Below are 15,955 nucleotides of genomic sequence, written 5' to 3'. Positions count from 1 at the left end.
GGCCACCTCCGCGTGAGTCTGTTGAATGTTGAACAAACCCGTCAACGGGTGGCCCCGGTGAACTATTCCCGCAGCTTTTGCAGCTCAGGACCGCCCGCCGGGAAGTCGATGGCGAACGTCGTCCCCCGCCCGACCTCGCTGGTCACGCCCACCCTCCCCCCGTGCGCCTCCACCAGCTTCCGTACGATCGCCAGCCCCAGCCCGCTGCCGCCCGTCGACCGGCTGCGGGACTTCTCCGCCCGCCAGAACCGGTCGAAGACGTGCGGGAGCTGGTCGGGGGCGATGCCGACGCCGGTGTCGGAGACCGAGAGGTGCACGCCGTCGGCCGGTGACTGACGTGCGTGCAGAGTGACCGAGCCGCCCGCCGGGGTGTGCCGCACCGCGTTGGAGACCAGGTTGCCGAGGGCCTGGCGCATCCGGACCGGGTCGGCCGTCCACTCCGTCGGCCCTTGGGTCCGTACGGAGAGATGTACGCCCGCCGCCTCGGTCCGCGCCCCGTGCGCGGACGCCACCTGGTCGAGGAGGACCGCGAGGTCCAGCGGTTCGGGGTGCATGCGGAGGGTGCCCGCGTCGGCCGCCGACAGGTCCTGGAGGTCGTCGATGATGTGCTGGAGCTGGAGTGCCTCCTCGTGGAGGGAGGAAATGAGGGCGGCGTCGACGTCGGCGACACCGTCCTGGGCGGCCTCCAGCCAGCCCCTGATGTTGGCGAGCGGGGTGCGCAGCTCGTGCGCGACGTCACCGACCATGGCCTTGCGCTGGGTTTCCAGGGCGGCCCGGTGGGCGTTCAACTCGTTGAAGGCATCGGTGAGTTGACCGATTTCGCCGCTGGTGGAGGCGGGCGGGAGAGGTGCGTGCCCGGGGGCGCCGGGGGTGTCGGGAGCACCTGGAGCACCTGGAGTATCGCCCGACGTCATGCGCTGTGCGGCCGCGGTCAGGGCCCGCAGCGGCCGTACGAGACGGGACGCGGCCAGCGCTGTCACGGCGACCGTGACCAGCAGGACCAGGGCGGCGGCGCCGGCCATCCGCCACGTACCGCCGGAGGAGAGTGCGAAGCCGGGGCCCGCGGTGCGGTCGTCGGCGGGGTCGCTGAGGTAGAGGACGGCGGCGGGCGAGACGTACGGCGTGAGCTGCTCCTTGCGGCCGGCGGCCACGCACTCGGAGATCGTCTGCTGGGAGGCGGCGCCGTGCGGCAGCGTGGGGTCCCAGGTGAAGTCGGGACGGATGATGATCCCGCCGCTCAGGCCGCGCCGCTGCATGCAGGCGCCGATCGTCGCGGACAGGGCGTCGAGGGCCTTGCGTTCGGTGGGGGTGGCGGCGTTCAGCAGGGGGGCTTCGCAGGTCTGGGCGCTGGCGAGGTTCGGGTCGTGCGGGACGCGGACGTACGGCCGGCCCGCCGGGCTCTCGTCGACGACCGCGTCGAAACCGGCCCGGCGCAGGCAGGCGGCGCGGCTTCCGGCGTACTGCCGCAGGGCGTCGTGCTCCTTGCGGGGCAGTGTGTACGGTCCGGCGGCGCGGGGGTCGATACGGGTGTCGGGGACGGGGGCGGCGGCTCTGCCGTTGGTGCCGCCGGGGTGGACGACTCCGGGGGTGCCGGTCACGGGGCTCGGGAGGGTAGGTCGGGGGCCGGTGGGCCGGTCGCCCACGCCCCCGGGGTTCGTCGTCCCGGCGCCGGGCGCGGTGCCGGGCGCGGTGCCGTCCGGGGTCAGGGCACGGTCCACGGCGAGCGGGTCGACCACGGCGGACGGCCGGTCGGGGAGGGGCCGGCCGGGGGCGGAGTCGGCGATGACCCTGCCGTCGTGGGAGGTGAGCGCGATCCGGTGACCGCTGGACGCGGCGAGCGTACGCACCGCGCCCGCCGCACCGGCCCAGCGGGGGCCGCGCGCGGCGATGCCGAGGAGGGTGTCGTAGATCCGCGCATCCTCGGCGAGCGCCTGCCCACGCTCCTGACGGATCGCCCCGGTGGTGGCCTGCACGGCCAGCCACGCGGTGGCGGCGATGGAACAGACGGCGACGAGGAAGGAGACGGCGAGCAGACGAGCCAGGAGTCGACTGCGAAGGGGCAGCCGTTTCGGGTCAGGGGGCATGGAGGGGGCTGGTGGGGGTGGGGTCGGTCGGGCTGGGGTGAGTGGGCCGACTGTCGGTGGGGCTGGGGTCGGTCGGGCTGGGGTGAGTGGGATTGCCGGGGGTGGGGCTGGGGTCGGTGAGCCTGCTGCCCGTGGGCCTGGCTTGTGTGGGCCTGCTGTCGGTGGGGCGGCCGGCGGCGGGTTTACCGTCCGTGAGTTTGCCGTCGGTGAGGCTGCCGCCAGCGGCTTCGCCGTCTGCGAGTCTGCTGCCGGTTGGGCCGCCGTCCGTGGCCCTGCCGTCCGCGAGCCTGCTGCCGGTTGGGCCTCCGTCCGCGAGCCTGCCGTCCGTGGGGCTGCCGTCCGCGTGCCTGCTGTCGGTGGGGCCGCCGCGCGTAGGTCTGCCGTCCGCGAGCCTGGCACCCGCCTGCCTGCCGTCCGCAAGCCTGGCACCCGTCTGCCTGCCGTCCGCGTGCCTGGCGTTGGTCGGGTCGTCGTCCGCCTGCTTGCTGCCCCCGTGTCCGGCCGCCGTGAGTTTGTAGCCGACGCCGAATACCGTTAGGAGGTGGGCCGGTTTGCGGGGTTCGGGTTCGATTTTCTTTCGTAGGTTCATCACGTGCACGTCCACGATCCGCTCCGTGATGTAGCGCGGCGAACCGTGAATGGTCCCCAGTAGTTGCTGCCGCGTGAACACCCGGTCCGGTTCCGCCGCCATCGCGGCCAGCAGCTGGAACTCGCCGGGGGTGACCTCGACGACCTGCCCGCCGACCCGCACCTCGTGCCGTACCGGATCCACCGATACGTTCCCGACCCGCAGGACTTCCGGCTCCGGGTTCGGGTCCGGGACGGGTGTCGCGGCCGCCCGGACGCGGGCGCGGCGCAGCAGGGTGCGGGTCCTGGCCATCAGTTCGCGCGGGCTGTACGGCTTCGTCAGGTAGTCGTCCGCCCCGAGATCGAGCCCGAGGAGCAGGTCGTCCTCGGTCGAACGGGCCGTCAGCATCAGCACCGGCAGCTCGGCCAGTTCCGGCGTGCCCGTCTCCCGGCGCAGGATGCGCAGCACGTCGAGGCCGTCCACGGACGGCATCATCACGTCGAGGATCAGCAGGTCGGGCGGGTGCGACCGGACGGACTCGAGGGCGGCCCGCCCGTCGTGCACGACTGCGGCGGTGTGACCCTCGTGCTCCAGGTAGCGGCGTACCAGCTCGGCCTGCTTCTCGTCGTCCTCCGCGACCAGGACATATGCGCTCACTGCGTGATCGTAGGCAGGTCGCCGCCGGTTCCGCTGCCGTCGGGGGCTCCTCGGGCGCGAGGACAACGCGATCGCTATCCGGGCCTGACAACTTCTTCATACGGAGTACGGAGCATGGCGCCCATGCCGACTTCGCTGAGTTCCGGGAAGAGTTCGCTCCTCGCCGCCACCGTCCTTGTGTCCCTGTCGTTGCTGACCGGCTGCGGGGGAGGGGGCGGGGGTACGGGCGACAGTGCCAAGGGTGCGGAGGGCAAGTCCGACGTCGCGTCCTTGGACAAGGGGGATAAGGGGGACAAGGGCAAGGACGCCGGTGCCGGTGAAGGCGGTGGTGCCTCCGAGGAGGCGAAGTCGCCCGAGCAGGCGAAGCGCGACGCCGCCGAGTCCGGCCGCCCGCAGCGCCGCCTGGACACCTCCGACGAGGAGGACCAGCGCATGTGGAACACGTACAACGCCTGTCTCAAGGACAACGGCGTCAAGATGCGGCAGGGCATGGTGGTCGGCAGCGGGGAGGTCCCCGAGGAGGGCCCGCCCAAGCCCAAGGCCGCGTACGACAAGTGTCTGATCAAGATGCCGCTGATGGCGCCGGAGTTGGACCCGAAGACCAACCCCCGCTACCAGGACAACTTCACCGAGTGGGTGCGCTGCATCAACAAGAACGGCGTCCCGGTGAAGGCCCTGCCGGGCAACACCGGCTGGACCTACACGGCCCAGCCGAAAATGCCGCCGGAGCAGTCCCGCAAGGTCGAGAACGACTGCAAGTTGAAGGCCTTCGGTGACAAGAACTGACGGCGGGACGGGGAGCCGGCCCGGCTACGAGCCCGGCCCCGGCCCTGACCTCGGCCCCGGCGGTGACCTCGGCCCCGGCGGTGACCTCGGCCGCGGCCCTGACCTCGGCCCCGGCGCTGACCCCGGTCCCGGCGCTGACCTCGGCCCCGGCGCTGACCTCGGCCCCGGCGCTGACCTCGGCCCTGGCGCTGACCTCGGCCCCGTCACTGACCCCGGCCCTGCCCCCGACCTCGGTCCCGAGCTTCGCCCCTCCCGCCGCAAGCCCCTCCTGATCACCGTCGCCGTCGTCGCGGTGGCGGCCGTCGCCGTCGGTGCGTTCGTGCTCGGCGGCAGCGGAAAGGCCGACGGCACGGCCAAGGCCAACACCCCGAAGGTGCAGACGGCCGCGGTCTCCCGCGCAGACCTGACCGACACCAAAGAGCTCCCCGGCACCCTCGGTTTCGGCGCCGAGAAGACGCTGAAGAGCGGCAAGAAGGGCCTGATCACCAAGCTCCCCGCAGAGGGCGACACGATCAAGCGCGGCAAGCCCCTCTTCTGGGTCGACGACCGCCCGGTGATCGCCTTCACCGGCGCCACCCCGCTCTACCGCACGCTGACCCCGCCCAAGGACGCCAAGTCGAAGCCGTTGCGCGGGCGCGACGTGAAGATGGTCGCGGACAACCTGCGGGCCCTGGGTTACGACATCGGGGCCCAGCCGAAGCCGGGGTACTCGGCGGTCTCCCCGACGGCCGGGGGCCGCACGGCGGACGACGAGGGCGAGTTCACCCCGTCCCTCTCCGCCGCCCTCAAGCGCTGGCAGAAGTACATCGGCATGGCTCCGACCGGCACCCTGGCCGTCGGTGACGTACAGGTCCTCCCGGGCGAGGTCCGCATCGGCGCGGTCACCGCCGGCCTCGGCGACGAGGCGACCGAACCCGTCCTCACCGTCTCCTCGATGGCGAAGGCCGTCACGGTCCCGGTCGACGCGACGGAGGCGGGCCAGGTGAGGAAGGGCGCCAAGGTCACGGTCGTACTCCCGAACGGTACGGAGGCGGAGGGCCGGGTCGACAAAATCGGCCGCGCGGCCACCCAGGAAAAGGGAGCGGGCGGGGCGGGCGGCGCGGGCACGCCGAACGCGCCCCAGAAGCTCGACGTCACCGTCCTCCTCTCCGACCGCACGAAGGTCGACGACCTGGACGCGGCATCGGTCACGGTCCGCTTCACCACCCAGACCCACAAGAATGTCCTGACGGTCCCGGTGGGCGCTCTGACGGCCCTCCGCGAGGGCGGCTACGCGGTCCAACTGGCCGCCACCAACAAGCTGGTGGCGGTGGAGACGGGCATGTTCTCGCGCGGCCTGGTCGAGATAAAGTCCGCCACCCTCTCCGAGGGCACCAAGGTGGTGACTGCGTCGTGAGCGAGTCGCCGCCGAACTGCGCGGAACCCCTCGCTGCGGGCAGTGCTCCACCCGCCACGAGCGCTCCCTCCCGCCCAGCTGTGGACAATCGTTCCGCCAGAGCGAGCGGGGCCTCCCGACCGTCCGCCGACGACGACACCCTCGCCTTCGTTGCCCCGGCGGTCCCCCTCCCCAGCGGTCCCCCGGTCCTCCAGGTCCGTAACGCCACCAAGTCCTACCCCGGCGGTGTGACCGCCCTCGCCGACGTCTCCCTCACCATCAACAAGGGCGAACTCCTCGCCATCCTCGGCCCCTCCGGCTCCGGCAAGTCCACGCTGCTCAACATCATGGGCACCCTGGACCTCCCCACCACCGGCACCGTCGAGATCGAAGGAGTGGACGCCGCCGCCCTCTCCGACCGTGCCCTCTCCACCCTCCGCGCCCGCCAACTCGGCTTCGTCTTCCAGCAGTTCCACCTCACCGACGGCCTCTCCGCCACCGAGAACGTCGCGACCGGTCTCCTCTACGGCGGCGTCCCCCGCCGCAGGCGCAACGCCCTCGCCGCCGAGGCACTCCAGCGCGTGGGCCTCGGCCACCGCACCCGCCACCTCTCGCACCAGCTCTCCGGCGGCGAACGCCAGCGCGTTGCCATCGCCCGTGCGCTGGTCAACAACCCCGCCCTGGTCCTCGCCGACGAGCCGACCGGCGCGCTCGACACCACCAACGGCTGTGCCGTCATGGACCTCCTGCGGGCCCTCAACGCCGAGGGCACGACCATCGCGGTCATCACCCACGACCGCGACATCGCGGCCTCGCTGCCGCGCCGCGTGGAGATCCTCGACGGCCGCCTGATCGCAGACACGGGAAGCCCGCTCCGATGAAGCCGAAGTCCGCATCCCGCATCAGTCCCAAGTCCCGCATCAGTCCCAAGGCCCGCACCAAGCCCGTCCGCCTCTCCCCCGGCGACCTTCTCCGCCTCGGACTGCTCGGCATCCGTACGCGCAAGATGCGTGCCGCGCTGTCCGCCCTCGGCATCTCCATCGGCATCGCCACGATGATCGTCGTGGTCGGCATTCCGGCGTCCAGCCAGAAGGCCCTCATGGCGGAGTTGTCCGCACTCGGCACCAACACCCTGCGCGCCGAGCCGATGCCCGACCAGGAGCCGCCGGTCAAGCTCCCCGAGCAGGCCGTCGGCATGACGGACCGGATCGGCCCGGTCGAGTCGTCGAGCGCCGTCGCCAACACCCATGCCCTGGTGCGCCGTTCGGACCGGACCAGCGAGAACGACACCTCAGGACTGACCGTCCTCGCCACCAGACTGAACCTCCTCACCACCCTCAGGGGCAGCGTCCAGTCCGGCCGTTTCCTCGACGCGACGACGCAGAAGTTCCCGACCGCCGTACTCGGCCACGCGGCCGCGGCCCGCCTCGGGATCCCCGCCGTACCGCCTGGCGCCGCACCCCAAGTCCGTATCAACGACACGTGGTTCACGGTCGTCGGCGTCCTCGAAGCGATGCCGCTGTCACCCGAGGTCGAGCGCTCGGTACTGGTCGGCTGGGACGCGGCGAAGGCGAGGCTCGGCTTCGACGGCCACCCGACCGTCCTGTACGCGCAGGTCCGCGAGGAGGCACTCGAAGACGTACGAGCGGTACTCGCGCCGACCCTCAACCCCCAGACCCCGGGCCTGATCCAGGTCAGCCGCCCCTCGGACGCCCTGCTGGCCAAGCGCGCCACGGAGTCGACGTTCTCGGCGCTCTTCCTCGGCCTCGCCGGAGTGGCGCTCCTCGTCGGCGGCATCGGCGTCGCCAACACCATGGTCATCTCAGTCCTGGAACGCAGGAAGGAGATCGGGCTGCGCCGCGCGCTCGGCGCCAACAGGGGCCAGATCCGAGGGCAGTTCCTCACCGAGTCGGTCGCGCTCTCCGCCCTCGGCGGCCTGGCCGGCACGATCCTGGGCGTCGCCGCGACCCTCGGTTACGCCCTCTACCAGGGCTGGCCCCCGGTCGTCCCGCCGGCCGGCGTCGCGGGCGGCATCGGCGGCGCGGTGCTGGTGGGAGTGGTGGCGGGCGTCTATCCGTCCGTACGGGCGGCCAGGCTCCCACCGACGGAAGCCCTCGCCAGTACGTGATCAGTCCCGGGCCGGTCAACCCCCGTTCGATCAGTCCCCGGTCGTCCCGTCCGCCAGCTCCCGCAGGATGTCCAGGTGCCCGTTGTGCCGGGCAATCTCCTCGACGAGGTGCATCAGCACCCAGCGCATGGTCGGCTGCCGGCCGTCCCCGAGCGGCCGTACGGCGAGGGCGTCCAGGTCGGTCCGGGCGACGAGCGCGTCCCACGCGACGCACTTCTCCGCGTACTCGGCGATCACCGCGTCGATCGGCACCCCGTCCACCACCCGCATCTCGCGGTCGGGGTCCTCGTCGGTCCACGGGCCCTCGTCCTCGTTGCCGAGGAAGATCACGTCGAACCACCAGTGCTCGACCCAGCGCAGGTGGCTGATCAGCCCCCACAGGGACATCAGCGGCGAGCCGGGCAGCGGGGCGGCCACCGCGTGCTCGGCGGAGACGCCCGCGCACTTCTCCCAGGCGGTGCGCCGGGCATAGTCGAGATGGTTCGTCAGAGTGGAACGCTCGTCCCAGGCAACGGGCTTGTTGGTACGGGCGGTTGCCTTCGGGTCTGTCTGCTCAGTTGTCATCGAGCGGAATGGTCCCCGTGCCGGTGGCAACTGTCGAGCGATTAATCGAAGCCGGGCCGCGCGCGCCGTCCCCGAAGGGGTGACCCCTTCACGAATCCACCCCACGGGACCCTCACGGAGGTGCACTCTGCCGGGATGTCCACACGAACCGACGCCCGCACGGACGCCCGCACCGACGCCCGTACCGAAGCCCGCGTCAACGCCCGCACCGTCCCGTCCCCGCCGCCGATCCCGCCGACCTGCCCCAACTGCCGTCAGGGACTGCTCTGGAAGGACACCCGGGCCGAGATCCGCGAGACGGACGAGCACCATTGGCGCTGGTGGTGCGGCAACTGCTCGAAACGCTTCCGCCCCACCGAAGAACACCTGCGCCGCTTCTCCTGAACCCGCTCCTGCTGCCCCCGGCCCGCATCCCCGCATCCCCGCACCCTCACGGCCTCACCGCCCCTGTGCCACCGGCACCAACCCGTCGTCGATGACCTCGCGCGCCACCGCCGTCAGTCGTCGGCTGTTACTGCGCGCATGACTGCGCAGCACCGTGAACGCCTCGTCGACCCCGACCTCCAGCCGGGCGGCGAGTACCCCTTTGGCCTGCTCGATGAGGATGCGGCTGTGCAGGGCGGTGCGCAGTTGGATGCCGGTGGCACGGTGCGCGCGCAGGGTCTGCTCGTGTACGAGGCCGATGGCGGCGGCGTCGGCGAGCGCCTGCCCGATCCGTACGTCGGCGGAGGTGAGCGGCCCGGGGCCGGTACGGAGCAGCAGCAGGCTGCCCAGCCGCTCCCCGCGCAGCCGCAGCGGCAGCGCGCTCGCCCAGGTGTACCCGGCCCGCCGGGCGAGCGGCACGAAGACGGCCCATCGGTCGTCCGGCGCCCGGGAGAGGTCGACGCGCGTCAAGTTGCCGGGCGGGGGCGGGGCGACCCCAAGGTGGCAGTCGAGGGCGGGCCCCTCGTCGGCGGTGATGTCGAGGAGTTCGGCGAGTTCGTCTCCGGGGTCGCAGGGTGCGACGGGCCGCAGCGGTTCGCCCTCCGGGGCGAGCAGTACCACGGCGGCGGAGACGTCGAGTAACTGGCGGCAGCGTACGGAGAGTTGCTGAAGGAAGTCGATGATGTCGAATTCTTCGACGAGGGTGTCCGCCAGTTCTACGAAGGTGTCGGCGAGCGTCATTTCATGTTCCCGGCTCATTTTCGGCTTCCTCGATTGCCACAGTTCCCACGGTGCCCCAGAGTTTCCGGCTCCCCCGATTTTCTTGTGCCCCGGCCGTCGCCCTTCAGTCAGTCCCCGCCCCGGCCTCCGCGCGGCCGGGGCCGGGGCCGGTCGTCGGGCAGCCTGAGTCTTCTGGCGACGATGTCGCGGGAGACGGAGACGATAGGCCTGTCCTGCGCGAATGCATAGGCGCGCAACCGGTCGAGGGCGGTGGTGAGTTCCACGCCAAGGTCGACACTCAGCATTCCGGTCGCCTGGTGCACGACGGCCCGGTGCAGACCGCCTGGATGTCCGCCCGGATGTCCGCTCGGACGTTCGCCCGGGTGTCCGCCCGGGTGCCCGCCCCCGACGGGCACGGGCGCGGCCCCGCCGTCATACGGAGGCTCGCGGTCATGTGGACGTACGGCGGACAGCAGGAACACCGTGAGCGCGTCACAGATCCTCAGCGCGGCGTCGACGCACTCCTCCGAGAGCCCTCTGGCCTCCCGCCGGTGCCCGGTCATGGACCCGACCCGGATGGCACCGAGCCGCAGCGGAAAGGCGAACACTGACTGCACACCGAGTTCGGTGGCGGCGGGGACAAAGGCCGGCCAGCAGGTGTGCGGTGTGCGCCGCACGTCGGTGACCAGGCACAGAGCCCCGTCCCTGGTGGACTCGACACTCGGCCCTTCCCCCAGAGTGAACTGAAGATCGTCGAGCCGGGCGCTCAACTCATTGCTGTACCAGAGCAGTTCGGAGGAGTGGCTCCGCGTGGAGACGGACACCCCGTCCAGGTCGAGCAGTTCGGCGCAGTGAGCGGTCCAGCGCGGCGAAGGTCCGGGCCCGTCGGGATTCAACGAGTCGATCAGTGCCGTCAGTTCCCCGTGCCTGTACACGGCCATGCCCCATCACTTCTGAACAGCGTTTCCTTCACCGGACCCCAGGATGCGCACAAGCCCGGGTCCCCTACAAGCGGACTTGACAAAGGTGGCGCATTGAAGGCGCTCAGGCCTCCGGGACCCCCGGATCGCAGAGCTGCTGCGGGCAGCGGCGGAGCGGGTACGGGACCGGCTGGCCGGGGCGTAGGGGAGCTCGGGAAACGCGGCGGACCGTGTAGCCGTATGAGCCATCATCGCTCGTACGGCTACACGGTCGTCCTCGTACGGCTACGCGGTGGCGCACGACCACCCTCTATACGGTGCATGGTCATGACGCCCACCCTGCCCACCCTGCCGCCCCGCCTCCTTCAAGCCCTGGACCGCTTTCACGTCGCCCGGCCGTGGGACCACAACGCCCACTACCACCGGTGGATCCTGCGCCGGCTCCCCCAGCGCTTCGACCGGGCCCTGGACGTCGGCTCGGGCAGCGGTGACCTGGCCCGGCGGCTGGCCGTACGTGCCGAGGGTCCGGTGGTGGGGCTGGATGCCGATCCGGCGATGGTCACCCGTGCACGGGAGCTCACCCGGGCGGGTGCCTCGCTGACGTTCACCGTCGGGGACGCGATGGCCGACGGTATTCCGCCCGGCCCGTACGACGTCATCACCTGCGTCGCCGTCCTGCACCACCTCCCCTTCACCGAAGCGCTCGCCCGCTTCCGCGACCACCTCGCCCCCGGCGGAACGCTGATCGTCGTGGGTGTCGCGCGCCCGGAGTCGCTCGTCGACCATCTCATCGGCACGGCTGCCGTGCCCGCGAACGTCGTGATGGCGTACCTCAAGAACAAGGGCCGCAAAGTGCCGCGCCCGCCGTCGATGACGGCCCCCGTACGCCCGGCGGGCATGAGCTTCGCGGAGATCGCCAGGGGCGCCCGCAGCGCCCTGCCAGGCGCCCGGCTGCGCCGCCGTCTGTTCTGGCGCTACACGCTGGTCTGGCAGGCGTCGGCGATGGCGGCGGCGTCCCAGTAGAACGGGTGGACCTCGACGATCTGCCCGTCCTCGACCCTGCTCGTCTGCAGCAGCGGGAAGGCAAGCTCGCGCCCGGTGGCCCGAGCCCGCGCCCGTACCTGGAGGAGCACCACCGTCGTGTCGCCGGTGGCGAGGAACTGCCGCTCCGCGATGTCGAACGACTCCCACGCGCGACTCATCGCGAGGAAGAACTGCTCCATGCCCCGGTGTCCGCGCCAGATCCCTCCGTACGGGAGCGAATCGGCCTGATGCAGCACCACGTCGGGCGAGAAGAAGGGCGCCAGCACCCTGAACGAGGCCTTCCCGGGGCCTCCGGCCGAGAGGTACTCGGCCTCGGCCGCGTACATGCCGTTGAGGACGGACACCGAGTCCGTAGGTGAGGAAGCTTCCACATGGGTCATGCCGCCAGCATGACCAAGCAGGCCGACGAAGACCGGCGGCATTCGGACGCCGCTCTGCCACTACGACCTGCCGCTACGCAGCGAACCCCACATCGCCCCCACATTTCCGATCATCCGCCGCAGCACCTTGATCTCGCAGAACAGCGCACCCGACCGCTCAGTCCGTCGTGAACGGGGCGTACCCGACCGGGAGTTCACTCACCTGAAGGTCGGAGAAGGTCAGGTGGAGCCGGTGCGCGTTGGTCTCGATGAGTACTTCGTGGAAGTCGATCCCGACCTCCCGGGACCAGCGCCGGGTGGACTCCAACTCCGGCAGAACCTGCGCGCCCGGATACAGGCAGTGCCACTTCAGGCCCCAGACGTAGCCGTCGAGGTCGGCACGCACCGGTCTCAAGGTCGACTCGGCGTGCTCGCCCGACGCGGGCGGGCGGGGATGTCAAGTTCCGTCACAGAGAGTGGAGTTGGTGCGGTACGGTGACCGGGTCATCACTCTCCGCGTGCGGTACGGCGCGTAGAGCGGCCCCCGTCGGTGCGGCAAACACCGGGCGAGGGCCTCACCACCGAGGCGCAAGGAGCCCCCGCGATGTTTCTGCATGCTATCTCGCCCGATCGCGCGTTCAACAAGGTTGCGCACTCCCTCACCCTGCATACCGCCATGGATCCCGTCGCACGGTTGCTCCTCGGGTATGTGGGCGGGCTGCGGCCGTGCGACGAGTACAAGTCCCTCAGTGCCTACGCGGCCAAGTTGGGCATCAAGCCCGGGACGTACAAGCGGATCAAGAAGGAAATGGTCCAGTTCGGGTACGTCCACGACCACCGTGCGCAGGGGGCGAAGGGGCGCTGGTACACCGAGCAGTGGGTGAGCAACGTCCCTCTTACGGACGAGCAGTTCGCGGCCCTGCGCCGGGGTGACGCCTCTCCGGGTGCATCTCCGGGTGCATCTCAGGGCGCCTCTCCGGGTGCATCGAAACCGACGGTCGGTGGACCGACTGTTCGGCGCCTCGGCGGTTCTACCGGTACTACCAAGACGAACAGCAAGACATCTCCCACCCGCCCGCCCCAGAAGACCGTGCGGGCGGAGCAACCGGAAGCAAGCACTCCGCAGATCGAGAAAGAGCCTCAATTCGCGCTTGCCGAGCGGATTCTGCGGGAGCTCCAGAGCGAGCGCTCCGACCTCCGGATGACCTTCCGCAACGTCCGCTACCTCGCCGGGAACATCGCCGAACGCCTCAAGAGCGGCATTCCCGCCTGGGAGATCCACCACGCCCTGAGCCACGACCTCCCGGACGGGCCGATCCTCAACGCCGCCGGATTCGTCACCACCCGGTTGCGCAGGAACGTCCCGGACGTGGCCGGACTCGCCGCCGCCGACGCGGCACGTGCCGCCGCCCCTGCTCCGTCGGCCGTCCCACCTGGCGCCCCCGCCGCCCCCGGTAGAGCTCTCGTCGAGTGCGACGGCCCCGGCACCCACGCCTTCCGGCCCGTCGCCGACGAAACCCTCTGCGGCTCCTGCCGCCGCGCGTACCCCCAGCTGGAAGCCCACCTCCAGCAGGAACAGGGCGGCGGTGGGTGGGCGCCCGCCGCCCCGACCTCGTACCCCGAACCGCCCTTCTGAGGGCTGCCCCCCGGGGCGGGGGTCGCCCTGCTACTGGTCCTGGTTCGTGATCCTGAACCGGGCCGTGGTCTCGTCGGAGGTCCAGCGCTGGAATCCGGCCTTCTCCAGCACTCGGGCCGAGGGCGGGTTCGACAGTTCCACGTTGGCGCACAGGGTGTGGACGCCCGGCGCGCCGAGGGCGAGCTCCGTCATGGCCCGGGTGGCCTCGGGGGCGTAGCCCCGGCCGCGGCGGGAGGCGACGATGCCGTAGCCGATCTCCAGTACGCCCTCGCTGGGCGGCCAGAACAGGCCGATCGAGCCGACCACCGCGCCGCTCTCACGCTCGATGATCAGACGGTGGCCGTACTCGCCGAGCCAGTCCGGGAAGCGGGCGAAGAGGCCCGCGATCACACGGTCGCCGTCGGCGGGAAAGTCGTCCGCCCAGGACTTGGACCTGGTGCCGTCGAGGACCGCGGCGGCCTCGCTCGCGGACCAGGACCGGAGGATCAGACGCTCGGTGGAAAGGTCGGCATGGGCAGGCGCGGAGGAGGCAGGCGCGGAGGAGGAAGGAGCGGAAGAGGAAGTCATGTGATTCTCCTGGTCGATGGGGACCGACCCGGGCCGCGCTCTGTTATCGCGGTTATCGCGCGGGCCGGACGAGGGCATGCTGATGACGGGCGACGGCAGCCATATTCATCAACCTCCCTGTCCCGCTGATCACGCGCCTCTCGCGTCGGCGTGAGAGTAACAACCGTTCTTCCGTACGGGCAATGCATTTCCGGGCCGCTGACCAGGGACTTTCGCGTAGCCCCGTCAGAGTTGGGCGATGCGGGCCCTGAGCAGACAGAACTCGTTGCCCTCGGGGTCGGCGAGCACGTGCCAGGACTCCTCGCCGGTCTGGCCGACGTCGGCGGGCACGGCTCCGGCGGCCAGGAGGCGTTCGAGTTCGGCGTCCTGGTCGCGGTCGGTGGCGCTGACGTCGATGTGCAGGCGCTGCTTCTCGTTCTTCGGCTCGTCGTGGGGGCTGAGTACGATCGTCGGCTGCGCGTTGCCGAACCCTTCGCGCGGTCCGATCTCGATGGCCCCCTCCTCGCGATCGAGTACGACGAAGTCCAGGACCTCGCACCAGAAGCGCGCCAGCGCCTCGGGGTCGCGGCATTCGAGCACGAGCTCACTGATACGGCATGCCATGTGGGGCAACCTGCTTTCGGTCATGTCCCCCGGCGGGGAGAAGGTCTTCGCTACCGTGAGTGCGCGACGGGGTCCCGCCACCAACATTGGCGGGACCCCGTTCGTACGCGGTACGGGTCAGACGGTGTGGGCCGCCGCGAAGGACGCGAACGACGCCCAGGTGGTCGGCTTCACGTCGAAGGTGGGGGAGGCGTCGCCCAGCTTGCTGTCACGGACGTGGACGTCGGCGCAGGTGCAGGTGGCGATTTCGATGCAGTCGCCGCCCTGGTTGCCGCTGTAGCTGGACTTGTGCCAGCCGTGGGCGACCTCGACGCAGTCGCCACCCTCGTTGCCGCTGTAACTCGACTTGAACCAGGCTGAGTGGGGCGTGAAATCAGTCATGGCGCTCCTGTCGGGTCCTCGTTGCTGCGGGGGCGGTACGGGTCAGACGGCGTGGGCCGCCGCGAAGGACGCGAATGCCGCCCAGGTGGTGGGCTTCACGTCGAAGGTGGGGGAGGCGTCGCCCAGCTTGCTGTCACGGACGTGGACGTCGGCGCAGGTGCAGGTGGCGATTTCGATGCACTCGCCGCCCGCGTTGCCGCTGTAACTGGACTTGTGCCAGCCGTGGGCGATTTCGACGCACTCGCCGCCTTCGTTGCCGCTGTAACTCGACTTCCACCAAGCCGAGTTCGGGGGCACGTTGCTCATAGCGCTCCTGCCAGTTCCTCGATGAACTTCACGCTCTCCGGTGCCCGAAGGGCCTGCGATCGGATCATTGCATACCGCTGCTCCAGTGCGTCCACCTCCTTGGGGCTGGCGTAGAAGGTGGACCCGCCGCCTTGGTACTCCACGTAGACCACGGACCGACCTTCGTCGGTTGTCAACAGGGTCATGGGCCCGTCGAGACCAACGTGGGTGTCTACATCGGTCGGTAGAACGTGGATGGAGATGTTGCGCATGCGGGCGCAGGCCGCCAAGTGGTCCAACTGCTCCTTGTGGACGGTCGGCCCCCCGATCGGACGGCGGAGCACATGCTCTTCGATGACGAAGCACAGCGTCGCCGCAGGCTTTCGAGTGAGCAGGGCCTGTCGTTCGAGACGCCCGCTGACACGAGTCTCGATGTCGTCCTCGTCCAGCAAGGGAACGCGGGCGGTGAGTACCGACCTGGCGTGCTGCTCGGACTGCAACAGTCCGTGGATGGTGTGCGCGCCGTACGTATAGAGCCGCTGTACCCGCGCCTCTGTGTCCGCGTACTCCTGAAAGAACTCCGGATAGCCCGGCTTCGTCAGCTCCTCGCTCAGCGCGATGAGCATTCCGTCCGCGCCCAGCGCCTTGTCCACGTCCGCGACGTAGTCCGGCTGGGGCCGCAGCGTTCCCGACTCCACCTTCTGTACGGTCGACAGGGAGTACTTCCGCTCCGTCAGTGCCGCCAACTGCTCCTGGGTCACCCCGCGATGGACACGCAGTGCCTTCTGCTGAAGCCCGAACACCTTCCAGATGAGCGGCTTCCCGCGATTGCCGTTGCTCTGATCTCCCATGTGT

General features: G+C 70.5%; 18 protein-coding genes and 1 pseudogene. 7 read left to right on the top strand and 12 right to left on the bottom strand.

Features of this window, described 5'->3' with window-relative positions; genetic code table 11:
* Window positions 1-62: 62 nt before the first annotated feature.
* Window positions 63-2,084 carry a HAMP domain-containing sensor histidine kinase gene (locus AB0D18_RS04690; RefSeq protein ID WP_362412741.1) on the bottom strand — a complete coding sequence of 674 codons (2,022 nt, stop codon included), beginning with the start codon at window positions 2,082-2,084 and terminating at the stop codon, window positions 63-65.
* 505 nt (window positions 2,085-2,589) lie between these two features.
* Window positions 2,590-3,294 (bottom strand): annotated as a pseudogene (locus AB0D18_RS04685) (response regulator transcription factor); the annotation flags it as partial.
* 138 nt (window positions 3,295-3,432) lie between these two features.
* On the opposite strand from AB0D18_RS04685, the gene AB0D18_RS04680 reads away from it, so the two are divergent.
* The 4 genes from AB0D18_RS04680 to AB0D18_RS04665 all read left to right on the top strand — a co-directional run bounded on the left by AB0D18_RS04680 (window position 3,433) and on the right by AB0D18_RS04665 (window position 7,598).
* A complete protein-coding gene (locus tag AB0D18_RS04680; RefSeq protein ID WP_362412738.1) occupies window positions 3,433-4,095 on the top strand; it encodes a hypothetical protein in 663 nt (220 codons plus the stop codon).
* A complete protein-coding gene (locus AB0D18_RS04675) occupies window positions 4,082-5,491 on the top strand; it encodes a hypothetical protein (RefSeq protein WP_362412736.1) in 1,410 nt (469 codons plus the stop codon). Before AB0D18_RS04680 ends, AB0D18_RS04675 begins: the two co-directional genes overlap by 14 nt.
* A 227-nt stretch (window positions 5,492-5,718) precedes the next feature.
* On the top strand, window positions 5,719-6,351 hold the full coding sequence (locus AB0D18_RS04670; RefSeq protein ID WP_362413415.1) for an ABC transporter ATP-binding protein: 633 nt from the start codon (window positions 5,719-5,721) through the stop codon (window positions 6,349-6,351).
* A complete protein-coding gene (locus AB0D18_RS04665; protein WP_362412733.1) occupies window positions 6,348-7,598 on the top strand; it encodes an ABC transporter permease in 1,251 nt (416 codons plus the stop codon). The genes AB0D18_RS04670 and AB0D18_RS04665 overlap by 4 nt, the downstream gene beginning before the upstream one ends.
* Window positions 7,599-7,628: 30 nt before the next feature.
* Here the strand turns inward: AB0D18_RS04665 and AB0D18_RS04660 are convergent, their stop codons facing one another.
* The gene (locus tag AB0D18_RS04660) at window positions 7,629-8,162 is read right to left on the bottom strand and encodes a DinB family protein (RefSeq protein WP_362412730.1); all 534 of its coding nucleotides are present in this window, start codon (window positions 8,160-8,162) and stop codon (window positions 7,629-7,631) included.
* 135 nt (window positions 8,163-8,297) lie between these two features.
* On the opposite strand from AB0D18_RS04660, the gene AB0D18_RS04655 reads away from it, so the two are divergent.
* On the top strand, window positions 8,298-8,546 hold the full coding sequence (locus tag AB0D18_RS04655) for a hypothetical protein (RefSeq protein ID WP_362412727.1): 249 nt from the start codon (window positions 8,298-8,300) through the stop codon (window positions 8,544-8,546).
* Window positions 8,547-8,600: 54 nt separating this feature from the next.
* Here the strand turns inward: AB0D18_RS04655 and AB0D18_RS04650 are convergent, their stop codons facing one another.
* Together AB0D18_RS04650 and AB0D18_RS04645 are read right to left on the bottom strand one after the other, a co-directional pair.
* Window positions 8,601-9,344: an ANTAR domain-containing protein gene (locus AB0D18_RS04650; protein ID WP_362412725.1), complete on the bottom strand. Its 744-nt coding sequence runs from the start codon at window positions 9,342-9,344 to the stop codon at window positions 8,601-8,603.
* A gap of 89 nt (window positions 9,345-9,433) precedes the next feature.
* Window positions 9,434-10,246 carry an ANTAR domain-containing protein gene (locus AB0D18_RS04645; protein ID WP_362412722.1) on the bottom strand — a complete coding sequence of 271 codons (813 nt, stop codon included), beginning with the start codon at window positions 10,244-10,246 and terminating at the stop codon, window positions 9,434-9,436.
* A 306-nt stretch (window positions 10,247-10,552) separates the two neighbouring features.
* On the opposite strand from AB0D18_RS04645, the gene AB0D18_RS04640 reads away from it, so the two are divergent.
* Window positions 10,553-11,248, top strand: coding sequence for a class I SAM-dependent methyltransferase (locus AB0D18_RS04640; RefSeq protein ID WP_362412719.1), 696 nt, complete (start codon window positions 10,553-10,555; stop codon window positions 11,246-11,248).
* Here AB0D18_RS04640 and AB0D18_RS04635 read toward each other — a convergent pair.
* A complete protein-coding gene (locus AB0D18_RS04635; RefSeq protein WP_362412716.1) occupies window positions 11,200-11,649 on the bottom strand; it encodes a nuclear transport factor 2 family protein in 450 nt (149 codons plus the stop codon). The two genes, AB0D18_RS04640 and AB0D18_RS04635, sit on opposite strands and share 49 nt — an antisense overlap.
* Window positions 11,650-11,806: 157 nt before the next feature.
* Entirely contained in the window at window positions 11,807-12,034 is a 228-nt protein-coding gene (locus AB0D18_RS04630; protein WP_362412713.1) for a hypothetical protein, read from the bottom strand.
* Between the two features lie 198 nt (window positions 12,035-12,232).
* Here AB0D18_RS04630 and AB0D18_RS04625 point away from each other — a divergent pair, with 198 nt between their 5' ends.
* Window positions 12,233-13,264 (top strand): hypothetical protein, encoded by a 1,032-nt coding sequence (locus AB0D18_RS04625; protein WP_362412710.1) that lies wholly within the window; start codon window positions 12,233-12,235, stop codon window positions 13,262-13,264.
* 30 nt (window positions 13,265-13,294) lie between these two features.
* Here the strand turns inward: AB0D18_RS04625 and AB0D18_RS04620 are convergent, their stop codons facing one another.
* The 5 genes from AB0D18_RS04620 to AB0D18_RS04600 all read right to left on the bottom strand — a co-directional run bounded on the left by AB0D18_RS04620 (window position 13,295) and on the right by AB0D18_RS04600 (window position 15,951).
* Complete coding sequence (locus AB0D18_RS04620; RefSeq protein ID WP_362412707.1) at window positions 13,295-13,831, bottom strand: GNAT family N-acetyltransferase; 537 nt, start codon at window positions 13,829-13,831, stop codon at window positions 13,295-13,297.
* Window positions 13,832-14,056: 225 nt separating this feature from the next.
* Complete coding sequence (locus tag AB0D18_RS04615; protein WP_362412704.1) at window positions 14,057-14,434, bottom strand: VOC family protein; 378 nt, start codon at window positions 14,432-14,434, stop codon at window positions 14,057-14,059.
* 117 nt (window positions 14,435-14,551) lie between these two features.
* Window positions 14,552-14,815, bottom strand: coding sequence for a DUF397 domain-containing protein (locus tag AB0D18_RS04610; RefSeq protein ID WP_362412701.1), 264 nt, complete (start codon window positions 14,813-14,815; stop codon window positions 14,552-14,554).
* A 42-nt stretch (window positions 14,816-14,857) separates the two neighbouring features.
* Window positions 14,858-15,121 (bottom strand): DUF397 domain-containing protein, encoded by a 264-nt coding sequence (locus AB0D18_RS04605; protein WP_362412698.1) that lies wholly within the window; start codon window positions 15,119-15,121, stop codon window positions 14,858-14,860.
* The gene (locus tag AB0D18_RS04600; protein WP_362412695.1) at window positions 15,118-15,951 is read right to left on the bottom strand and encodes a helix-turn-helix transcriptional regulator; all 834 of its coding nucleotides are present in this window, start codon (window positions 15,949-15,951) and stop codon (window positions 15,118-15,120) included. The genes AB0D18_RS04605 and AB0D18_RS04600 overlap by 4 nt, the downstream gene beginning before the upstream one ends.
* Window positions 15,952-15,955 lie beyond the last annotated feature (4 nt).

Origin of the sequence: Streptomyces sp. NPDC048442 (assembly GCF_040651475.1) — a bacterium.
In the GTDB taxonomy this organism is placed as follows: domain Bacteria; phylum Actinomycetota; class Actinomycetes; order Streptomycetales; family Streptomycetaceae; genus Streptomyces.
This window is presented reverse-complemented; position numbering and strand designations above follow the sequence as displayed.

Coding starts and splice junctions, on each gene's coding strand:
- AB0D18_RS04690 (WP_362412741.1), bottom strand. CDS start 2,084: ATGCCCCCTGACCCGAAACGGCTGCCCCTTCGCAGTCGACTCCTGGCT.
- AB0D18_RS04680 (WP_362412738.1), top strand. CDS start 3,433: ATGCCGACTTCGCTGAGTTCCGGGAAGAGTTCGCTCCTCGCCGCCACC.
- AB0D18_RS04665 (WP_362412733.1), top strand. CDS start 6,348: ATGAAGCCGAAGTCCGCATCCCGCATCAGTCCCAAGTCCCGCATCAGT.
- AB0D18_RS04660 (WP_362412730.1), bottom strand. CDS start 8,162: ATGACAACTGAGCAGACAGACCCGAAGGCAACCGCCCGTACCAACAAG.
- AB0D18_RS04655 (WP_362412727.1), top strand. CDS start 8,298: ATGTCCACACGAACCGACGCCCGCACGGACGCCCGCACCGACGCCCGT.
- AB0D18_RS04650 (WP_362412725.1), bottom strand. CDS start 9,344: ATGAGCCGGGAACATGAAATGACGCTCGCCGACACCTTCGTAGAACTG.
- AB0D18_RS04645 (WP_362412722.1), bottom strand. CDS start 10,246: ATGGCCGTGTACAGGCACGGGGAACTGACGGCACTGATCGACTCGTTG.
- AB0D18_RS04640 (WP_362412719.1), top strand. CDS start 10,553: ATGACGCCCACCCTGCCCACCCTGCCGCCCCGCCTCCTTCAAGCCCTG.
- AB0D18_RS04635 (WP_362412716.1), bottom strand. CDS start 11,649: ATGACCCATGTGGAAGCTTCCTCACCTACGGACTCGGTGTCCGTCCTC.
- AB0D18_RS04625 (WP_362412710.1), top strand. CDS start 12,233: ATGTTTCTGCATGCTATCTCGCCCGATCGCGCGTTCAACAAGGTTGCG.
- AB0D18_RS04620 (WP_362412707.1), bottom strand. CDS start 13,831: ATGACTTCCTCTTCCGCTCCTTCCTCCTCCGCGCCTGCCTCCTCCGCG.
- AB0D18_RS04615 (WP_362412704.1), bottom strand. CDS start 14,434: ATGGCATGCCGTATCAGTGAGCTCGTGCTCGAATGCCGCGACCCCGAG.
- AB0D18_RS04610 (WP_362412701.1), bottom strand. CDS start 14,815: ATGACTGATTTCACGCCCCACTCAGCCTGGTTCAAGTCGAGTTACAGC.
- AB0D18_RS04605 (WP_362412698.1), bottom strand. CDS start 15,121: ATGAGCAACGTGCCCCCGAACTCGGCTTGGTGGAAGTCGAGTTACAGC.
- AB0D18_RS04600 (WP_362412695.1), bottom strand. CDS start 15,951: ATGGGAGATCAGAGCAACGGCAATCGCGGGAAGCCGCTCATCTGGAAG.